Genomic DNA, 19,042 nt, shown 5'->3' on the forward strand with positions numbered 1-19,042 from the left:
AAAACACCAGCGCAAAAACCTGCTGAGAAACCGAAAACACCAGCACAAAAACCTGCTGAGAAACCTAAAAATACAAGTCCTAAAGAGGATAAGTCCAAATCTACAGCTCAGTCTGGTTGGGTAGGCTCATCGTACTATGAAAATGGTACTAAAGTTACTAATAAGTGGATTTTTGATAAAAAAGCTAATTCTTATTTCTATCTAAATGCTTCGGGAAACTATGTCCAAAATACTTGGGAAGGCAATTACTATCTCAAATCAGATGGAAAGATGGCCAAGAATGAATGGATTTATGATAAGAAATACTCTGCTCATTATTATTTAACAGGAGAAGGCAGCTACGCTCGTAATACATGGGTAGGTAATTACTATCTAAAATCAGATGGGAAGAGAGCTAAAAATGAATGGATTTATGATACGAAATCGAGTTCATATTTTTATCTAACATCAGAAGGAAGTTCTGCTCGTAACACTTGGGTAGGAAATTACTACCTCAAATCAGATGGAAAGATGGCTAAGAATGAATGGATTTATGACAAAAACTACGGGTCATACTATTATCTAACAGCAGAAGGCAGCTACGCACGTAACAAATGGGTAGGTAATTACTATCTAAAATCAGATGGTAAGATGGCCAAAAATGAATGGGTAGATGGTGGCCGGTATTATGTTGATTCTGACGGAAAGATAGTAAAAAGTGAATGGATTTATGACAAAAACTATGGTTCCTATTATTATCTAACAGCAGAAGGCAGCTATGCTCGAAGCAAATGGGTCGGAAATTATTATCTCAAATCAGATGGTAGGATGGCTAAAAGTCAGTGGGTAGATGGTGGCCGTTACTATGTTGATTCTGAAGGCAAAATGGTAAGGGGCAAATGGGTAGATGGTGGCCGTTACCATGTAGGATATGATGGTGTGTGGCAACCAAAACCAGAAGACGGGAATCCATACTCAGCAGCTTTAAAGACAGCACAAGATTATAATAAGATTCATTTGTCAAAAAAAGGAATTTATGAGATGTTAATTTATGAAGGTTTTAATAGTGACACTGCACAATATGCTATCAATCATTTGCAAGCAGACTATAAGGCTAATGCCTTAGCTAAAGCAAGAGGACTCCGAAAGAATACCAATTTATCAAAGACAAAAATTTATGAGAGGCTAACTAATCCTTGGCTTGGACAATTTACAAAAGAAGAAGCCAACTATGCCATTCAACATTTAGGGGATAAATAGTTATTAATTATTAGATGTAACTTTTTCATGCAAACCTTTGCACAAAAGAGACGATTTTGTTATACTATATCTGTAAGCATTTTCAATTAAAAAGGAGAAGACGATGAGTCAAAAGATTATTGGGATTGACCTTGGTGGGACATCTGTTAAGTTCGCAATTTTAACACAAGAAGGAGAAATCCAAGAAAAATGGTCTATCAAGACCAATATTTTGGACGAAGGAAGCCATATTGTAGACGATATGATTGAGTCTATTCAGCATCGTTTGGACTTGCTTGGATTGTCTGCTACGGATTTCCGAGGCATTGGAATGGGATCACCTGGTGTGGTTGACCGTGAAAAAGGGACTGTTATCGGTGCCTACAACCTTAACTGGAAAACCCTTCAACCGATTAAAGAAAAGATTGAAAAAGCCTTGGGCATTCCATTCTTCATCGATAATGATGCCAACGTAGCTGCACTTGGTGAGCGCTGGATGGGGGCTGGTGACAACCAACCGGACGTTGTCTTTATGACACTTGGTACTGGTGTTGGTGGTGGTATCGTGGCAGAAGGCAAATTGCTTCACGGTGTTGCTGGTGCAGCAGGTGAGCTTGGCCACATCACTGTTGACTTTGACCAACCAATCGCATGTACCTGTGGTAAAAAAGGCTGTCTTGAGACAGTTGCTTCAGCAACAGGGATTGTCAACTTGACTCGTCGTTATGCAGATGAATACGAAGGCGATGCGGCCTTGAAACGCTTGATCGACGACGGTGAAGAAGTAACAGCAAAAACTGTCTTTGACCTTGCAAAAGAAGGGGACGACCTTGCCTTGATCGTTTACCGTAACTTCTCGCGTTACTTGGGAATCGCTTGTGCCAATATCGGCTCCATCCTCAACCCATCAACAATCGTTATCGGTGGAGGTGTGTCAGCTGCAGGAGAATTCCTTCTCCAAGGTGTTCAAAAAGTGTACGACGAAAATACCTTCCCACAAGTACGCACAACAACTAAATTAGCTCTTGCAACTCTAGGAAATGACGCTGGAGTGATCGGAGCAGCGTCGCTTGTATTGCAATAAGATAAAGAAAGGGGAAAAACACTACTTTAAAGCTAGTGATTTTCCTCCTTTCTTTTTTTATGCTATACTAGTTAAGACTATAAATGAGGTGAGAGTAAATGACAAAAGCAGATATGATTTTTAAAGAGAATATTGAACGAATCCTCAAAGACGGCGTCTTTTCTGAACAAGCACGTCCCAAGTACAAGGATGGGACTGTTGCCAACTCCAAGTACATAACGGGTGCCTTTGCTGAGTACGACTTAGCCAAGGGGGAATTCCCCATCACAACCTTGCGCCCGATTGCTATCAAATCCGCCATCAAGGAAGTACTATGGATCTACCAAGATCAGTCTAATAGCCTAGAAGTGCTAAATAGCAAGTACAATGTTCACTACTGGAATGACTGGGAAGTGGGAGACACGGGAACCATCGGTGAGCGCTATGGGGCTGTGGTTAAAAAGCACGATATCATCAACAAGATTCTCAAGCAGTTGGAAGCCAACCCTTGGAACCGTCGAAATATCATCTCGCTCTGGGATTACCAAGCTTTTGAGGAGACAGACGGCCTCCTTCCATGCGCCTTTCAGACCATGTTTGATGTCCGTCGAGTAGATGGGGACATCTATCTAGATGCGACTTTGACCCAGCGCTCGAATGATATGCTGGTGGCTCACCACATTAACGCTATGCAGTATGTGGCTCTTCAGATGATGATTGCCAAGCATTTTGGATGGAAGGTTGGGAAGTTCTTCTACTTCATCAACAACCTTCATATCTATGATAATCAGTTTGAACAAGCAGAGGAATTGCTTCGTCGTGAGCCGTCAAACTGCCAACCTCGTTTGGTTTTAAATGTTCCTGATGGGACCAATTTCTTTGATATCAAAGCGGAGGACTTTGAGTTGGTTGACTATAATCCGGTTAAGCCGCAACTGAAGTTTGACCTAGCTATTTAATACTCTTAGAAAATCTCTTCAAACCACATCAGCTTCGCCTTACCGTAGGTATGGTGACTGACTTCGTCAGTTCTATCCACAACCTCAAAACAGTGTTTTGAGCTGACTTCGTCAGTCTTATCTACAACCTCAAAGCAGTGCTTTGAGTAACCTGCGGCTAGCTTCCTAGTTTGTTCTTTGGTTTTCATTGAGTATAAAAGAAAATAAAAAGAAGTTGAGATTTCTCAACTTCTTTTGTTGCTTAATGTGATACGCGACGGCGAGCCGCTTTTTTACGGTTTTCTTCGATGAAAGCTGCTTTTTGCTCTTCTGGCTCAATCACTTTCTTTTTAATTGCGTATACTGCACCTGCAACGGCAGCGACAGTTCCTGCGACACCTGTTACAAGACCTTTAGCGAATCCTTTAGCCATGAGTCTTCCTCCTTTATCTTCCCGATCAGCCAGGCTCCTAAAGTGGTAGCATTTTTCTGACTGACCTTTTTGTGATATAATAATAGTAACGAAAAAATGGAAATTTTTCAAGGAAAAAAGATGAAAACAAAAATAATTGTGATTGTTGGACCGACCGCTGTTGGGAAGACAGCCCTTGCTATTGAAGTGGCCAAGCGCTTTGGTGGAGAGGTGGTCAGTGGTGACAGTCAGCAAGTATACAGAGGGTTGGATATTGGGACGGCCAAGGCTAGCCCAGAGGAGCAAGCAGCTGTTCCTCATCATTTGATTGATGTCAGAGAGGTGACCGAGTCTTACTCGGCTTTTGATTTTGTTAAGGAAGCTAAGAAGGCTATTGAGGATATTCAAAGCCGTGGCAAGCTTGCTATTATAGCGGGAGGTACTGGGCTTTATATCCAGAGTTTGCTGGAAGGCTACCATCTAGGTGGGGAGACACCTCATGAGGAGATTTTAGCCTATCGAGCTAGTTTAGAGTCTTATTCCGATGAAGAATTAGCCAATCTTGTGGAGCAAGCAAGTCTTGAAATTCCTCAGTTTAACCGTCGTCGTGCCATGCGAGCCTTGGAAATCGCCCATTTTGCTCAAGATTTGGAAAATCAAGAGACCTTGTATCAACCGTTGATTATCTGTTTGGATGATGAGCGGAGTCAACTCTATGAGCGTATCAACCATCGCGTGGACCTCATGTTTGAGGCTGGGCTTTTGGATGAGGCTAAGTGGCTTTTTGACCATTACCCTGATGCGCAGGCTGCTAAAGGAATTGGCTACAAGGAACTCTTTCCTTATTTCCGTGGGGAGAAAACTCTTGAGGAAGCGAACGAGAGTCTCAAGCAGGCGACTCGTCGTTTTGCTAAGCGTCAGCTGACCTGGTTCCGTAATCGTATGCAGGTTACCTTTTATCAGATAGGAGAGCCTGACGTGCAGGACCGCATTTTAAGCCAGATAGAGGAGTTTTTAGATGATTGAAACGGAGAAAAAAGAGGAACGCGTCCTACTCATTGGTGTGGAATTACAGGGCATGGACAATTTTGACCTCTCCATGGAAGAGTTGGCCAGTCTGGCTAAGACTGCTGGAGCAGTCGTAGTAGGTAGTTACAGACAAAAACGGGAAAAATATGATTCCAAGACTTTTGTTGGCTCTGGTAAGTTGGAAGAGATTGCGCTCATGGTGGATGCAGAAGAAATTACTACTGTCATTGTCAATAATCGTTTGACTCCACGGCAAAATGTCAATCTAGAGGAAGTTCTGGGTGTCAAGGTGATTGACCGTATGCAGTTGATTCTAGATATCTTTGCCATGCGGGCTCGAAGCCATGAAGGAAAACTCCAAGTCCACCTAGCCCAGCTCAAGTATCTCTTACCTCGCTTGGTTGGTCAGGGGATTATGCTCAGCCGCCAGGCAGGGGGAATTGGTTCCCGTGGTCCAGGTGAAAGCCAGCTGGAACTGAACCGTCGTAGTGTTCGTAATCAAATCACAGATATCGAGCGCCAGCTCAAGGTGGTTGAGAAAAATCGGGCGACAGTCAGAGAAAAACGTCTGGAGTCAAGCACCTTTAAGATTGGTTTGATTGGTTATACTAATGCTGGGAAATCAACCATCATGAACACCTTGACCAGTAAGACCCAGTATGAAGCAGACGAGCTCTTTGCGACCCTGGATGCGACGACAAAGAGTATCCATCTTGGGGGCAATCTTCAGGTTACCTTGACTGATACGGTTGGTTTTATCCAGGATTTGCCAACTGAATTGGTGTCCAGTTTCAAGTCGACTTTGGAAGAAAGCAAGCATGTGGATCTTCTGGTTCATGTCATCGATGCCAGCAATCCTTATCACGAGGAACATGAAAAAACGGTTCTGTCTATCATCAAAGACTTGGACATGGAGGATATTCCTCGCCTGACCCTTTATAATAAAGCGGATTTGGTGGAGGATTTCATGCCTACCCAAACGCCGTATGCCCTCATTTCTGCCAAGTCTGAGGATAGTCGTGAGCAGCTGCAAGCATTGTTTTTGGAGAAAATCAAGGATATTTTCGAACCCTTTACCCTGCGCGTGCCTTTTTCAAAGTCTTACAAGATTCATGATTTAGAAAATGTAGCGATTCTGGAGGATCGTGACTATCAAGATGATGGGGAAGTGATTACAGGCTACATTTCTGAGAAAAATAAATGGAGGTTAGAGGAATTTTATGACTGATATTAAAACGTTGGCTCTAAAGTATGGAGGTTATACAAGTCTGGATAAGGTCTATCTAGATCAGCTTCTAGCTAGCAAAACAGAGCAAGAGCAGTTGGCTCTCATCACACCTCCTCCGAGTGTCGTTAATGCCTACTTTGCTGAACTCTACCAGAAAAAGAGTCCTGAAGCTGCGACAGATTACTTTGCAGAACTCAGTCAGGAACTGAATCTCTACAATGTTGAACCAAGTTTCACCTTTGAAAATAAGCCTTTTATTCGTCTGAACCTGTCGGGTAAATCTTTTGGATTTTGCTATGAGAGTGAGGGACTGGGGCGGATTTTCTCAGAAGCTGAGGAAGTAATCACAGCTGACTTGCTCTTTGAAATTGCGCAAATTTTCCCTCATCAACTCGTCTTTGAAGAGTCTGGAAAGATTTACATGAAGGATGCCGGAGACGAAGAAGTTGTTAGCGTAAAAAGTCTCACAGCTTTGACTGATTTGGAAAGTTTAGCAGATGGTCGCAAGCGTCTCAAAGGCTACAGCCAAGAGGATTTACTGCAAGAAGCTGTTGCTTTTTCTGGCAAGCGCTATTTCCGATCGGAAAATCGCACAGCCATGTTATATATTGATTAATTAGAAAGTATCGAATGGATATTCAATTTTTAGGAACTGGGGCTGGTCAGCCCTCTAAAGCCCGCAACGTTTCCAGTCTCGCCCTGAAACTCTTGGACGAGATTAACGAAGTCTGGCTCTTTGACTGTGGAGAAGGAACGCAAAATCGCATTCTGGAAACCACAATCCGACCACGTAAGGTCAGCAAAATCTTTATTACTCACCTGCATGGAGATCACATTTTTGGCTTGCCAGGATTTCTTTCTAGCCGTGCCTTTCAGGCCAATGAGGAGCAGACAGATTTGGACATTTATGGACCACAAGGGATCAAGTCATTTGTCTTAACCAGTCTACGTGTGTCAGGTTCTCGTCTGCCTTACCGCATGCATTTTCATGAGATTGACCAAGATTCTCTAGGAAAAATCCTTGAGACCGATAAATTCACTGTGTATGCAGAGGAGCTGGACCACACTATTTTCTGTGTTGGCTATCGTGTCATGCAAAAGGACTTAGAAGGTACCTTGGATGCTGAAAGACTCAAAGCTGCGGGTGTGCCATTTGGACCGCTCTTTGGAAAAATCAAAAACGGTCAGGACGTTGTTCTAGAAGACGGAACTGAAATCAAAGCTGCTGACTATATCTCAGCGCCACGTCCAGGTAAGATTATCACCATTCTGGGTGATACCCGAAAAACCAATGCCAGTGTGCGTCTAGCTGTCAATGCCGATGTCTTGGTTCACGAGTCGACTTATGGCAAAGGAGATGAAAAAATTGCCCGCAACCACGGTCACTCAACCAATATGCAGGCAGCACAAGTAGCAGCAGAAGCCGGTGCTAAACGCCTCTTGCTCAATCATATCAGTGCTCGTTTCCTCTCAAAAGATATCAGCCAGCTCAAGAAAGATGCAGCAACTGTTTTTGAAAATGTCCATGTGGTTAAAGACTTGGAAGAAGTTGAGTTATAATGTTATAGTTCGTTGAGAGGGAAATAAGATGACTGTTGAAAATCGTGTATTGGATAAAGCAGATTGGTATTTTGAGAATGCATTAACCAACTACTTGCAAAGCTATCAATTACAAAAAGAAGAGCTAACTCAAAAAAATTATCGGGAGATTTATCGTTGGGCTGCGAATCATATCGGTTTTTTCGTTACTTGGCTCATCCAGCATGATGCCAAAGAAATGATGTCTCCTGATGAAGAAACGGTATTCCAAAGTGTAAAAAATGAGCAAACTTTGGGTGTTGATTATCTTTTAGACTGGTGCGATGGTAAACTGGGAACAATGGATATTACAAAGGATTTTCTGGCTTTTGTAAATGACTATTATGAACATCGGTATATGGATGATTACTCCGAATTTGTAGTCAATGACTTATATGACTTGCCTTTAGAATTTTTAGGTGACTGGGAAGATTATCATCTGTTTGCTCCTGTCATTGATCAAGCTTATGCTCATTATTTAGCTGGAAAAAGATTTCATTAAATTAACCAACACTTTGAAAGGAATAGAGATGCGCACTATCATCATCACTGGAGCTAGCGGTGGTTTAGCCCAAGAAATGGTCAAACTCTTGCCAAATGACCAACTCATCTTGCTAGGTAGAAACAAGGAAAAACTAGCCCAACTATATGCAAAGCATCCTAATGTGGAATGGATTGAAATCGATATTACTGATGACTCAGCCCTAGAAGCTCTGGTAGCTGACCTCTATCTCCGTTATGGCAAGATTGATGTTTTGATTAACAACGCTGGATATGGAATTTTTGAAGATTTCGACCAGATTTCTGATCAAGACATTCACCAGATGTTTGAGGTCAATACCTTTGCCCTGATGAATCTGTCTCGTCGTCTTGCAGCTCGTATGAAAGAAAGCCGAAAAGGCCATATCATCAATATCGTCAGCATGGCAGGATTGATTGCAACAGCTAAGTCCAGCCTTTACTCAGCAACCAAATTTGCGGCTATTGGATTTTCAAATGCGCTGCGCCTCGAACTGATTCCCTACGGTGTCTATCTAACGACGGTTAATCCAGGTCCAATCCGCACAGGATTTTTTGACCAGGCTGACCCAGATGGGACCTACCTCAAGTCGGTTGATCGATTTCTCTTAGAACCAGATGCAGTGGCTAGAAAGATTGTCAAAATCATAGGAAAAAACAAACGGGAACTCAATCTACCAGTTTTGTTGAACCTAGCCTATAAGTTTTATACCCTCTTTCCCAAATTAGCCGATAAGTTGGCAGGGGGAATCTTTAATTATAAGTAAAAGGAGTTCCTTACAAAAGGAACTTTTTTTATACTATTTAACTGAGTGTCAAAAATTTGTTTGTTTTTGTTCTAAATCTACATTCACTTTTTTTGAGTCTTCTACAAATTTTAGAAAAAACAATCAAAAATATGATTTTTTGTGTTTAGGGTATTGAAATTTCCTATATTATTTTATAAAATAAGGGTAAAAGGCTATGAAAAAGTAATACGCTTACAAATAAATGGAAGCGGTTACCAAAGGAGGATTTTATGGAAAAAGGCCATTGGAATCGTAAAAGAGTCTACAGCATTCGTAAGTTTGCCGTAGGCGCTTGCTCTGTCATGATTGGAACCTGTGCGGTTCTATTTGGAGGAAGTGTCATTGGAGAATCACCAGTTTTCGCGGATGAAACTCCAATTACTCACACTGTTGAACAAGCAAAAGAGGAAAGTCCGGCAGTGGAGGAAAAAGAAAATCAAGCTGTAACAGAGCACAAGGATGCTGCAAGTGTCGACCAAAGTCAAGCTGCTCCAATTGAAGCAAGCAAACCAGAGGTGAAAGAAGAGGAACCTGTAGCTCCAAAAGAGGAGAAAGCATCTCTAAAACCTGAAGAAACAGCTCCAAAGGTAGAATCTCAAGCTTCAAGTCAAGAAAAGCCTGTCAAGGAAGAGTTGAAAGCTGCGACAAATGAAGAAGTGAATCAAATGATTGAAGATAGAAAAGTGAATTTTAATCAAAATTGGCACTTTAAACTCAATGCGAACCCTAAAGAAGCTGTGAAATCAGATGCCGACGTATCAACATGGCAAAAATTGGATCTCCCACACGACTGGAGTATCTTTAACGATTTTGACCATCAGTCACCTGCCCAAAACGAGGGTGGACAGCTCAATGGTGGTGAAGCTTGGTATCGCAAGACCTTTAAACTTGATGAAAAAGATCTCAAGAAAAATGTTCGTGTCACTTTTGATGGTGTCTATATGGACTCTCAAGTCTATGTCAATGGCCAGTTAGTGGGGCATTATCCAAATGGTTATAACCAGTTCTCATACGATATCACCAAATACCTTCACAAAGATGGTCGTGAGAATGTGATTGCTGTCCATGCGGTTAACAAACAGCCAAGTAGCCGTTGGTACTCAGGTAGTGGTATCTACCGTGATGTGACCTTGCAAGTGACAGATAAGGTTCATGTTGAGAAAAATGGGACAACCATCTTAACACCAAAGCTAGAACAACAGCAACATGGCAAGGTTGAAACTCATGTAGCAAGCAAAATCGTCAATACAGATGATAAAGACCATGAACTGCTGGCAGAGTATCAAATCGTTGAACGTGGTGGTCAGGCTGTAACAGGTTTGGTTCGTACAGCGAGCCGTACCTTGAAAGCACATGAGTCAACAAGTCTTGATGCGATTTTAGAAGTTGAACAACCAAAACTCTGGACCGTTTTAAATGACAAACCTGCCTTGTATGAACTGGTTACGCGTGTTTACCGTGACGGTCAATTGGTTGATGCTAAGAAAGATTTGTTTGGTTACCGTTACTATCATTGGACTCCAAATGAAGGTTTCTCTTTGAATGGTGAACGCATTAAATTCCATGGTGTTTCCTTGCACCATGACCACGGAGCGCTTGGAGCAGAAGAAAACTATAAGGCAGAATACCGTCGTCTCAAACAAATGAAGGAGATGGGCGTTAACGCCATCCGTACAACTCATAACCCTGCAAGTCCACAGACCTTGCAAATCGCAGCAGAACTTGGTTTGCTGGTTCAGGAAGAGGCCTTTGATACGTGGTATGGTGGTAAGAAACCTTATGACTACGGACGTTTCTTTGAAAAAGACGCTACTCACCCAGAAGCTAGAAAAGGTGAAAAATGGTCTGACTACGATCTTCGTACCATGGTCGAAAGAGATAAAAATAACCCAGCTGTCTTCATGTGGTCTATCGGAAACGAAATCGGTGAAGCCGATGGAAAGGCTCACTCTCTTGCAACGGTTAAACGCTTAGTAAAAGTGATTAAAGATGTTGATACTACACGTTATGTTACTATGGGAGCAGATAAGTTCCGCTTTGGTGATGGTAGCGGTGATCATGAGAAAATTGCTAATGAACTGGATGCAGTTGGTTTCAACTATTCAGAAGACAACTACAAGAAACTTCGTGCGAAACATCCAAACTGGTTGATTTATGGTTCAGAAACATCTTCTGCAACCCGTACACGCGGTAGCTATTATCGTCCTGAAAGTGAATTAAAACATAGTAACGGACCTGAACGTCATTACGAACAGTCTGACTATGGTAATGACCGGGTTAACTGGGGTAAAACGGCAACAGATTCATGGACCTTTGACCGTGACAACGCTGGCTATGCTGGACAGTTTATCTGGACAGGTACGGACTATATCGGTGAGCCTACACCATGGCACAACCAAAACCAAACTCCTGTTAAGAGCTCTTACTTTGGTATCGTAGATACAGCTGGTATTCCAAAAAATGACTTTTATCTCTACCAAAGCCAATGGGTTTCTGCCAAGAAGAAACCGATGGTACACCTTCTTCCTCACTGGAACTGGGAAAATAGAGAATTAGCAGACAAAGTTGCTGACTCAGAAGGTAAGATCCCAGTTCGTGCCTACTCAAACGCTGCAAGTGTTGAATTGTTCTTGAACGGTCAATCTCTCGGTGTTAAAAAGTTCAACAAAAAACAAACTAGTGATGGTCGTACCTACCAAGAAGGTGCCAATGCTAAGGAACTCTATCTTGAGTGGAAGGTTGCTTACCAACCAGGTACCTTAGAAGCAGTAGCTCGTGATGAAGCTGGTAAAGAAATTGCACGTGACAAGATTACCACTGCAGGTCAACCTGCAGGTGTTCGTCTCATCAAGGAAGAACACGCAATCGCTGCAGATGGAAAAGACTTGACTTACATCTACTATGAAATCGTAGACAGCCAAGGAAATGTGGTACCAACTGCCAATAATTTGGTTCGTTTCCAATTGCATGGACAAGGTCAACTGGTCGGTGTTGATAATGGGGAACAAGCCAGCCGTGAACGCTACAAGGCACAACCTGATGGTTCTTGGATCCGCAGAGCCTTTAACGGTAAAGGGGTTGCCATTGTTAAATCAACTGAGCAAGCAGGTAAATTCACTCTAACAGCCCATTCAGATCTCTTGAAATCTGGTCAAGTAACGGTCTTTACTGGTAAAAAAGAAGACCAAGAAAAGACCGTTCTCGGAACAGAAGTACCAAAAGTACGTACTGTTATTGAGAAAGAGCCAAAAATGCCGAAGACAGTCGGTTTTATCTACAGTGATGGCAGTCGTGAAAAACGTCCAGTAACTTGGTCTTCAGTTGATGTGAGCCAAGCAGGAGTTGTGACTGTTAAAGGTATGGCAGACGGACGCGAAGTTGAGGCCCGTGTCGAAATTCTAGCAATCGCAAATGAGCTTCCAACTGTTAAGCGTGTTGCTCCAGGAACAGACTTGAGCGCTGTTGACAAATACGTTTCTATTGCTGTTACGGATGGAAGCGTACAAGAATACGAAGTTGATAAGTGGGAGATTTCGGAAGCAGATAAAGCTAAACTGTCAGTTGCAGGATCACGTATTCAAATGACTGGTCAACTGGGTGGTGAGACTATTCACGCTACCCTTGTGGTAGAAGAAGGTAATCCTGCGGCTCCTGCAGTACCAAATGTAACTGTTGGTGGCGAATCTGTCACTGGTCTTACTACTCAAAATCCAATGCAATATCGAACTCTTGCTTACGGTGCATCCTTGCCAGAAGTTGTAGCAAGTGCTGAAAATGCGGATGTTACTGTAGTCCAAGCAAGTGCAGCAAACGGCATGCGTGCAAGCATCTATGTTCAACCAAAAGATGGTGGACCTCTTCAAACATATGCAATTCAATTCCTTGAAGAAGCACCAAAAATTGACCACTTGAGCTTACAAGTAGAGCAAGCTGACGGTCTTAAAGAAGACCAAACAGTGAAATTGTCTGTCCTTGCACACTATCAAGACGGAACACAAGCAGTTCTACCAGCAGATAAGGTGACCTTCTCTACAAGTGGTGAAGGGGAAGTCGCAGTTCGTAAAGGAATGCTTGAGTTGCATAAGCCAGGAACAGTCACTCTCAAAGCAGAATATGAGGGGGCTACAGGTCAAATCGATCTTACGATCCAGGCCAATACTGAGAAAAAAGTAGCCCAATCTATCCGTCCAGTAAACGTAGTAACAGACTTGCATCAAGAACCTACTCTTCCAGCAACAGTAACGGTTGAGTATGACAAAGGTTTCCCTAAAGCGCACAAAGTCACTTGGCAAGCCATTCCAAAAGAAAAACTCGACCACTATCAAACCTTTGAAGTTCTAGGTAAAGTTGAAGGTCTGGATCTTGAAGCGCGTGCTAAAGTATCTGTAGAAGGCATCGTTTCAGTTGAAGAAGTCAGTGTGACAACCCCAATCTCAGAAGCACCACAATTACCAGAAAGCGTTCGTACCTATGATTCAAATGGTCACGTTTCATCAGCTAAGGTTACTTGGGATACGATTCGTCCAGAGCAATACGCCAAGGAAGGTGTCTTTACAGTTAATGGTCGCCTAGAAGGTACGCAATTAACAACTAAACTTCATGTTCGCGTATCTGCTCAAACTGAGAAGGGAGCAAACATTTCTGACCAATGGACCGGTTCAGAATTGCCACTTGCCTTTGCTTCAGACTCAAATCCAACTGATCCTGTTTCAAACGTCAACGATAAATTGATTTCCTTTAATGACCGCCCAGCTAACCGTTGGACAAACTGGAACCGTAGTAATCCAGAAGCTTCAGTTGGTGTCCTATTCGGAGATTCAGGTATTTTGAGCAAACGTTCAGTTGATAATCTAAGTGTCGGATTCCACGAAGACCACGGAGTTGGCGTACCGAAGTCTTATGTGATTGAATATTATGTCGGGAAGACCGTTCCAACAGCCCCTAAAAACCCTAGCTTTGTAGGTGAGGAAAACCATGCCTTTAATGATCCTGCAAACTGGAAAGAGGTAAGCAATCTCAAAGCACCAGCTCAATTAAAAGCTGGAGAAATGAATCATTTCAGCTTTGATAAAGTTGAGACCTATGCGGTTCGCATTCGTATGGTTCGACTTGATAGCAAGAAAGGAACGTCTATCACAGAAGTACAAATTTTTGCGAAACAAGTTGCGGCAGCTAAACAAGGACAAACAAGAATCCAAGTTGACGGTAAAGACTTAGCAAACTTTAACCCAGATTTGACAGACTACTACCTTGAGTCTGTAGATGGAAAAGTTCCTGCAGTAACAGCAAGTGTTAGCAACAATGGTCTCGCCACCGTCGTTCCAAGTGTTCGTGAAGGTGAGCCAGTTCGTGTTATCGCGAAGGCTGAAAATGGTGATATCCTAGGAGAATACCGTCTACACTTTACAAGCAATAAAGACTTGCTCTCTCGTAAACCAGTTGCCGCGGTCAAACAAGCTCGCTTGCTACAAGTAGGGCAACCGCTTGAATTGCCAACTAAAGTTCCTGTTTACTTCACAGGTAAAGACGGCTACGAAACCAAAGACTTGGCAGTTGAATGGGAAGAAGTTCCAGCAGAAAATCTGACAAAAGCAGGTCAATTTACCGTTCGAGGCCATGTCCTTGGTAGTGATCTTGTTGCTGAGTTCACTGTACGAGTGACAGACAAACTAGGCGAGTCTCTCTCAGATAACCCTAACTACAATGAAAATGGAAACCGTGCATTTGCCTCTGCTACTAATGATATTGACAAGAATTCAAAAGATAGAATTGATTACATCAATGATGGTAATCAGGATGAGAGTCGTCGTTGGACAAACTGGTCAGCAACACCTTCAGCTAATCCAGAAGTTTCAGTAGGTGTTATTTTCCGTGAAAATGGTAAGATTGTAGAGCGTACTGTTGATCAAGCCAAACTCCGCTTCTTTGCTGACAGTGGTACGGACGCACCATCTAAACTCGTATTGGAACGTTATATTGGTCCAGAGTTTGAAGTGCCGACCTATTATTCTAACTATCAAGCTTATGACGCAACTCACCCATTCAACAAACCAGAGAACTGGGAGACGGTTCCTTATAAAGCTGACAAAGAAATCCAGGCTGGTGATGACATCAACCTAACATTTAAAGCAGTAAACGCTAAAGCTTTGAGATGGCGCATGGAACGAAAAGCAGACAAGAAAGGAATTGCTCTTGTTGAAATGACTTTCTTGGCTCCAAGTGAAAAAGCAAAAGATAGTACTCAATCGAAGATTCTTGTAGATGGAAAAGAACTTCCTGACTTCGCTGAAGATCGTCAAGACTACCAAATCACCTATAAAGGTCAACGTCCAAAAGTTTCAGTTGAAGAAAGCAATCAAGTGGCTTCAACAGTTGTAGATAGCGGAGACGATAGCCTTCCAGTACTTGTTCGCCTTGTTTCAGAAAGTGGAAAACAAGTCAAGGAATACCGTATCCACTTGACCAAGGAAAAACCAGTTTCTGAGAAGACTGTTGCTGCTGTACAAGAGGAACTTCCAAAACTCGAATTTGTTGAAAACGATTTGGCCTACAAGACAGTTGAGAAAAAGGATCCAACACTGTATCTAGGTGAAACTCGTGTAGAACAGGAAGGAAAAGTTGGTAAAGAACGTATCTTTACAGCGATTAATCCTGATGGAAGTAAGGAAGAAAAACTTCGGGAAGTGGTAGAGGTTCCGACAGGCCGCATCGTCTTGGTTGGAACAAAACCAGGAACCGCCCTTCCAGAAGATGAAGTGAAGAATCTTGTCCTTGACAGACCAGAACTTGTAATCGAAGAAGAAACAATTGACTTCAAGGTTCAGGAACGTAAGTCTGATAAGTTGTACCTAGGAGAAACTCGTATCCTCCAAGAAGGTCAAAAAGGTATCCGTCTTCACTTGATTGAAGTGGAAAATGGAAAACGTCAGCTTAAAGAAACTTATGATAAAGTCGCTGCTCAAGATCGTATAGTAGAAGTTGGAACAAAACCAGGAACTTCTCTTCCAGAAGACGAAGTGAAGAACCTCGTTCTTAATCTTCCAGAGCTTATCTCAGAAGAAGAAATCATTGATTTCAAAGTTCAGGAACAAAAGAATGATAAGCTTCCAGCGGGTCAAACTCGTGTTCTACAAGAAGGTCAAAAAGGTGTCCGTGTTCACTTGATCGAAGTTGAAAATGGTAAGCGAACTGAAAAGGATAGCTATGATAAAGTTATGGCTCAGGATCTCATTGTAGAAGTCGGTACAGCTAGTGAAACAACTAAGCCAGTACCGCAAGAAGCTACAAAACCACAAGTTTCAGAAGAAGCTGATACAAAAGAAATTGCTTCAAGTGCAGCTAGTCAGGTTCAAAAAGAGCAGTTGCCAAATACAGGAAGTGCAGCAAGTCAAGCAGCCCTAGCAGCAGGTTTAGCTCTTCTTGGTTTGAGTGCAGGATTAGTGGCCACTAAAGGTAAAAAAGAAGACTAGAATGAATAAGTATTTCTTCTAAATGTATCTCAGAAAGACCAGGGAAACCTGGTCTTTTTAATGGGTAGAAGTATTCTCTCTAGAGCAATTTTAGCGTTTATGAAATCAGATACCCAAAATGATAAAAACATTATCTGGTATCGAAAACGAGATGAACTTATTTTTTAAAAAATAGCGGTAAAATATACTGGATTCTGTTTCGGTGATAGGGGAAGAAAAGACACAAAGAGGTTAATATACGGTTGTGAAAAAGTCGATTTCAAACCATAAGAAAAAATTGGATTTTTTTTATAAAATTTTGCTTGATAGTCCTAGCCTTTTTCTTCATAGTATGATAAAATGTGGATGTAATGTGGCTAATAATTTTCGCTTGAAAAAGGAGAATGGTGATTAGTTGGGGACAATCAGTTAGTTTACTATTACATTGTACATTTACAACTGAATAATATAAGAAAGGAAGATTAAATGAACAAGAAAATAAGATCTTGGATTCAGATCCTTATTCTTTGTTTGGGAGTTATTCTCCAATCATTTGCTCCTCTGACGCAAGTACATGCGACAGAGTATAATGATGTGATCACTAGTGTTGGTGTTGAAAACAGATCTGGTGAAGCTTTAACGCAAGGGTTGGATATTTGGCAAGAATTCCGTCTTACTGCAGATTTTGTTTTGCCAGATAATACGGTGCATGAAGGTGATACAACAACACTTCAATTGCCATCAGAGATTACATTTTCAAACTCTTCAGACATTGAATTACGAGATGCTTCTAACAATCTTGTAGCTACTGGTCGTTTAGATGCAGCTAGCAAAACGATTACTCTAACTTACACAAAGTTTGTTGAGAATAATTCTGGCGTTAGGGGGAAATTCTTTGTCTATGTTCGAGTTGACCATGATGTTGTTTCAGAAGAAAAAGACATTGATGTCAATATTACTGTAGGACATAGAGTTCTATTTGCAGGGAAAATCCGTTACAACGGCCCTCCAGGGAAATACGACTCTAAAATTGAAAAGAGTTCCTTCCAATACAAGGATGACGAGAAAAATGTAATCCGTTATAACATTACTGTAAACCGCAATATGGCGAACTACAGTGATGTCACTATCAAAGATGCTTTCTCTTCTCCAAATATGACCTTCCTACCAGATACTTTTCGTATTTACAAAGTAGATTGGAGTTGGAATAACGGAGACTGGAAATGGACTAATGCTCAGGATATGACCGAAACCTTTAAAAACCAACTAGTGGTAAATGCGAATGGTGATGGTTTCACCCTTCCTTTAGGAGATACTAATGGTTTTGGTTATATGATCGAGTATCGAGCTAAAGCGAATTATGATCTAGTTGATGGTGAGGAAATCACGAACGTAGCCAACATGAGCTACAATGGTAGTGAGAATGAACAATCAACAAGCACACGTACCTACCAGATTGCAGGTGGTGTTGCGGAAGGATATGTTTTCACCATTAAAATTCATAAGGTAGACGAAGCAGGCCAACCTTTGCAAGGTGCAGTTTTTGAAGTAATTCGTGATCGTAACCAAGCTGTTGTTGGACGATTGACAACAGATTCTGATGGTAACGCTAGTGTAGGCAAATTGTTGCGAGACAACTATACAATTCGTGAAGTAACTGCTCCTCTTGGCTATGACAAATTAACTGAAGATATTAAAATTTCTCCAGATGAGTTTGGCTCAGACAAATCTGTAGAACGTCGAATTGAAAATAAGAAGACACCTCCGAAGACTCCAACTGAAAAAGAAATTACTTTCAAAAAGGTGGATCCAAATGGAAAAGAAATTCCAGGAGCGGAACTGAAAATCTATAGTGGAGATACAGTTAATCTTGAAGAGGCACCTGTTGCAGACTGGACTACTGTAGCTGACACTTCTAAAGTGATTAAGCTGGCACCAGGGACCTACACTCTAAGAGAGTTCGATGCTCCAGAGGGATATCAATTTGTAGGAGATATTACTTTTACTGTTAATGCTGACGGTTCTATCACTATTAAGAATAAGGGAGCTGATGACACTGTTCTTGCAGCTGGTCCAGTTCTGACTATTACCGATAAAGAGGATACTAGTCCAAAACCAATTACCTTCAGTAAGGTAAACCTTGGAGGAAATGAAATCGCTGGTGCACAGATTAAGATCTACAAGGGCGACAAGGCAGAAGGCACAGCCATAGAAAGCTGGACTTCAACTGACCAACCTAAGCAATTGAATCTTGAACCAGGCATCTACACTTTCCATGAGGAAGCAGCCCCAACTGGTTACCTCAAAGTAACGGATATCACTTTCCAAGTCAAACATAACGGTACTGTTGAAGTGACAAAAGTAGGTGAAAAAGATTCTAAAGGCGAAGACAATCGTGTTGTAGCCCAGAATTCAACTCTGACAGTTACTGATAAAGATGACGATGTAGCTCGTAAAATCACGTTCAGTAAAATTAGTCTTGGTGGGGTTGAAATCGCAGGTGCACAAATCAAGATCTTCAAGGGCGATAAGGCAGAAGGTACAGCTGTAGAAAGCTGGACTTCAGAAGCTGGTAAGTCTAAAGAATTGAGCTTGGCCCCAGGTACTTACACCTTCCATGAGGAAGCAGCCCCAACTGGTTACCTCAAAGTAACGGATATCACTTTCCAAGTCAACTATGATGGAACAGTTAAAGTGACGAATGTTGGTACTAAGGATGCTAAAGGCGAGGACAATACAGTCGTAACCGATGGTTCAACAATCAAAGTCACTGATAAAGATGACGATAGTCCACGTAAGATTACCTTCAGCAAGGTTAGCC

The 19,042-nt window shown here is 42.0% G+C and carries 12 protein-coding genes; 11 read left to right on the forward strand and 1 reads right to left on the reverse strand.

All coding sequences use genetic code 11. The features are described from left to right. From HMPREF2991_RS08800 to HMPREF2991_RS08810, 3 genes are all read left to right on the forward strand, one after another. A partial coding sequence (locus HMPREF2991_RS08800; protein WP_180364434.1) for an Ltp family lipoprotein occupies positions 1–1,239 on the forward strand: 1,239 nt, incomplete at its 5' end. Between the two features lie 103 nt (positions 1,240–1,342). Next, on the forward strand, positions 1,343–2,302 hold the full coding sequence (locus HMPREF2991_RS08805) for an ROK family glucokinase (RefSeq protein ID WP_000078589.1): 960 nt from the start codon (positions 1,343–1,345) through the stop codon (positions 2,300–2,302). Between the two features lie 98 nt (positions 2,303–2,400). Continuing rightward, positions 2,401–3,240 carry a thymidylate synthase gene (locus tag HMPREF2991_RS08810; protein ID WP_070568616.1) on the forward strand — a complete coding sequence of 280 codons (840 nt, stop codon included), beginning with the start codon at positions 2,401–2,403 and terminating at the stop codon, positions 3,238–3,240. Between the two features lie 241 nt (positions 3,241–3,481). On the opposite strand, the gene HMPREF2991_RS08820 is transcribed toward HMPREF2991_RS08810, so the two are convergent. Next, positions 3,482–3,652, reverse strand: coding sequence for a DUF3042 family protein (locus HMPREF2991_RS08820; RefSeq protein ID WP_001051782.1), 171 nt, complete (start codon positions 3,650–3,652; stop codon positions 3,482–3,484). A gap of 120 nt (positions 3,653–3,772) precedes the next feature. Between HMPREF2991_RS08820 and miaA the strand changes: the two genes are divergently transcribed. The 8 genes from miaA to HMPREF2991_RS08860 all read left to right on the forward strand — a co-directional run. Continuing rightward, positions 3,773–4,657, forward strand: a complete 885-nt coding sequence (miaA, locus tag HMPREF2991_RS08825) for a tRNA (adenosine(37)-N6)-dimethylallyltransferase MiaA (RefSeq protein WP_070568621.1) — start codon at positions 3,773–3,775, stop codon at positions 4,655–4,657. Beyond that, positions 4,650–5,888, forward strand: coding sequence for a GTPase HflX (gene hflX / locus HMPREF2991_RS08830; protein WP_070568622.1), 1,239 nt, complete (start codon positions 4,650–4,652; stop codon positions 5,886–5,888). Before miaA ends, hflX begins: the two co-directional genes overlap by 8 nt. Then, positions 5,881–6,504: a cystathionine beta-lyase gene (locus HMPREF2991_RS08835; protein WP_070568626.1), complete on the forward strand. Its 624-nt coding sequence runs from the start codon at positions 5,881–5,883 to the stop codon at positions 6,502–6,504. The genes hflX and HMPREF2991_RS08835 overlap by 8 nt, the downstream gene beginning before the upstream one ends. Before the next feature lie 14 nt (positions 6,505–6,518). Next, a complete protein-coding gene (rnz, locus tag HMPREF2991_RS08840) occupies positions 6,519–7,448 on the forward strand; it encodes a ribonuclease Z (protein WP_070568629.1) in 930 nt (309 codons plus the stop codon). A 28-nt stretch (positions 7,449–7,476) separates the two neighbouring features. Further along, the gene (locus HMPREF2991_RS08845) at positions 7,477–7,968 is read left to right on the forward strand and encodes a DUF7832 domain-containing protein (RefSeq protein ID WP_000215494.1); all 492 of its coding nucleotides are present in this window, start codon (positions 7,477–7,479) and stop codon (positions 7,966–7,968) included. Between the two features lie 28 nt (positions 7,969–7,996). Then, the gene (locus HMPREF2991_RS08850; protein ID WP_001259143.1) at positions 7,997–8,752 is read left to right on the forward strand and encodes an SDR family NAD(P)-dependent oxidoreductase; all 756 of its coding nucleotides are present in this window, start codon (positions 7,997–7,999) and stop codon (positions 8,750–8,752) included. Between the two features lie 251 nt (positions 8,753–9,003). After that, positions 9,004–16,242, forward strand: a complete 7,239-nt coding sequence (bgaA, locus tag HMPREF2991_RS08855) for an LPXTG-anchored adhesin/beta-galactosidase BgaA (protein ID WP_070568632.1) — start codon at positions 9,004–9,006, stop codon at positions 16,240–16,242. A 465-nt stretch (positions 16,243–16,707) separates the two neighbouring features. Beyond that, a partial coding sequence (locus HMPREF2991_RS08860) for a SpaA isopeptide-forming pilin-related protein (RefSeq protein WP_070683885.1) occupies positions 16,708–19,042 on the forward strand: 2,335 nt, incomplete at its 3' end.

The sequence above is a fragment of the Streptococcus sp. HMSC072D07 genome (assembly GCF_001814835.1).
Lineage (GTDB): Bacteria > Bacillota > Bacilli > Lactobacillales > Streptococcaceae > Streptococcus.

Bases quoted from the DNA above. Each gene is read 5' to 3' on its own strand.
- HMPREF2991_RS08835 (WP_070568626.1), top strand. From the start codon at position 5,881: ATGACTGATATTAAAACGTTGGCTCTAAAGTATGGAGGTTATACAAGT.
- HMPREF2991_RS08820 (WP_001051782.1), bottom strand. From the start codon at position 3,652: ATGGCTAAAGGATTCGCTAAAGGTCTTGTAACAGGTGTCGCAGGAACT.
- HMPREF2991_RS08805 (WP_000078589.1), top strand. From the start codon at position 1,343: ATGAGTCAAAAGATTATTGGGATTGACCTTGGTGGGACATCTGTTAAG.
- HMPREF2991_RS08810 (WP_070568616.1), top strand. From the start codon at position 2,401: ATGACAAAAGCAGATATGATTTTTAAAGAGAATATTGAACGAATCCTC.
- miaA (WP_070568621.1), top strand. From the start codon at position 3,773: ATGAAAACAAAAATAATTGTGATTGTTGGACCGACCGCTGTTGGGAAG.
- hflX (WP_070568622.1), top strand. From the start codon at position 4,650: ATGATTGAAACGGAGAAAAAAGAGGAACGCGTCCTACTCATTGGTGTG.
- HMPREF2991_RS08845 (WP_000215494.1), top strand. From the start codon at position 7,477: ATGACTGTTGAAAATCGTGTATTGGATAAAGCAGATTGGTATTTTGAG.
- bgaA (WP_070568632.1), top strand. From the start codon at position 9,004: ATGGAAAAAGGCCATTGGAATCGTAAAAGAGTCTACAGCATTCGTAAG.
- rnz (WP_070568629.1), top strand. From the start codon at position 6,519: ATGGATATTCAATTTTTAGGAACTGGGGCTGGTCAGCCCTCTAAAGCC.
- HMPREF2991_RS08850 (WP_001259143.1), top strand. From the start codon at position 7,997: ATGCGCACTATCATCATCACTGGAGCTAGCGGTGGTTTAGCCCAAGAA.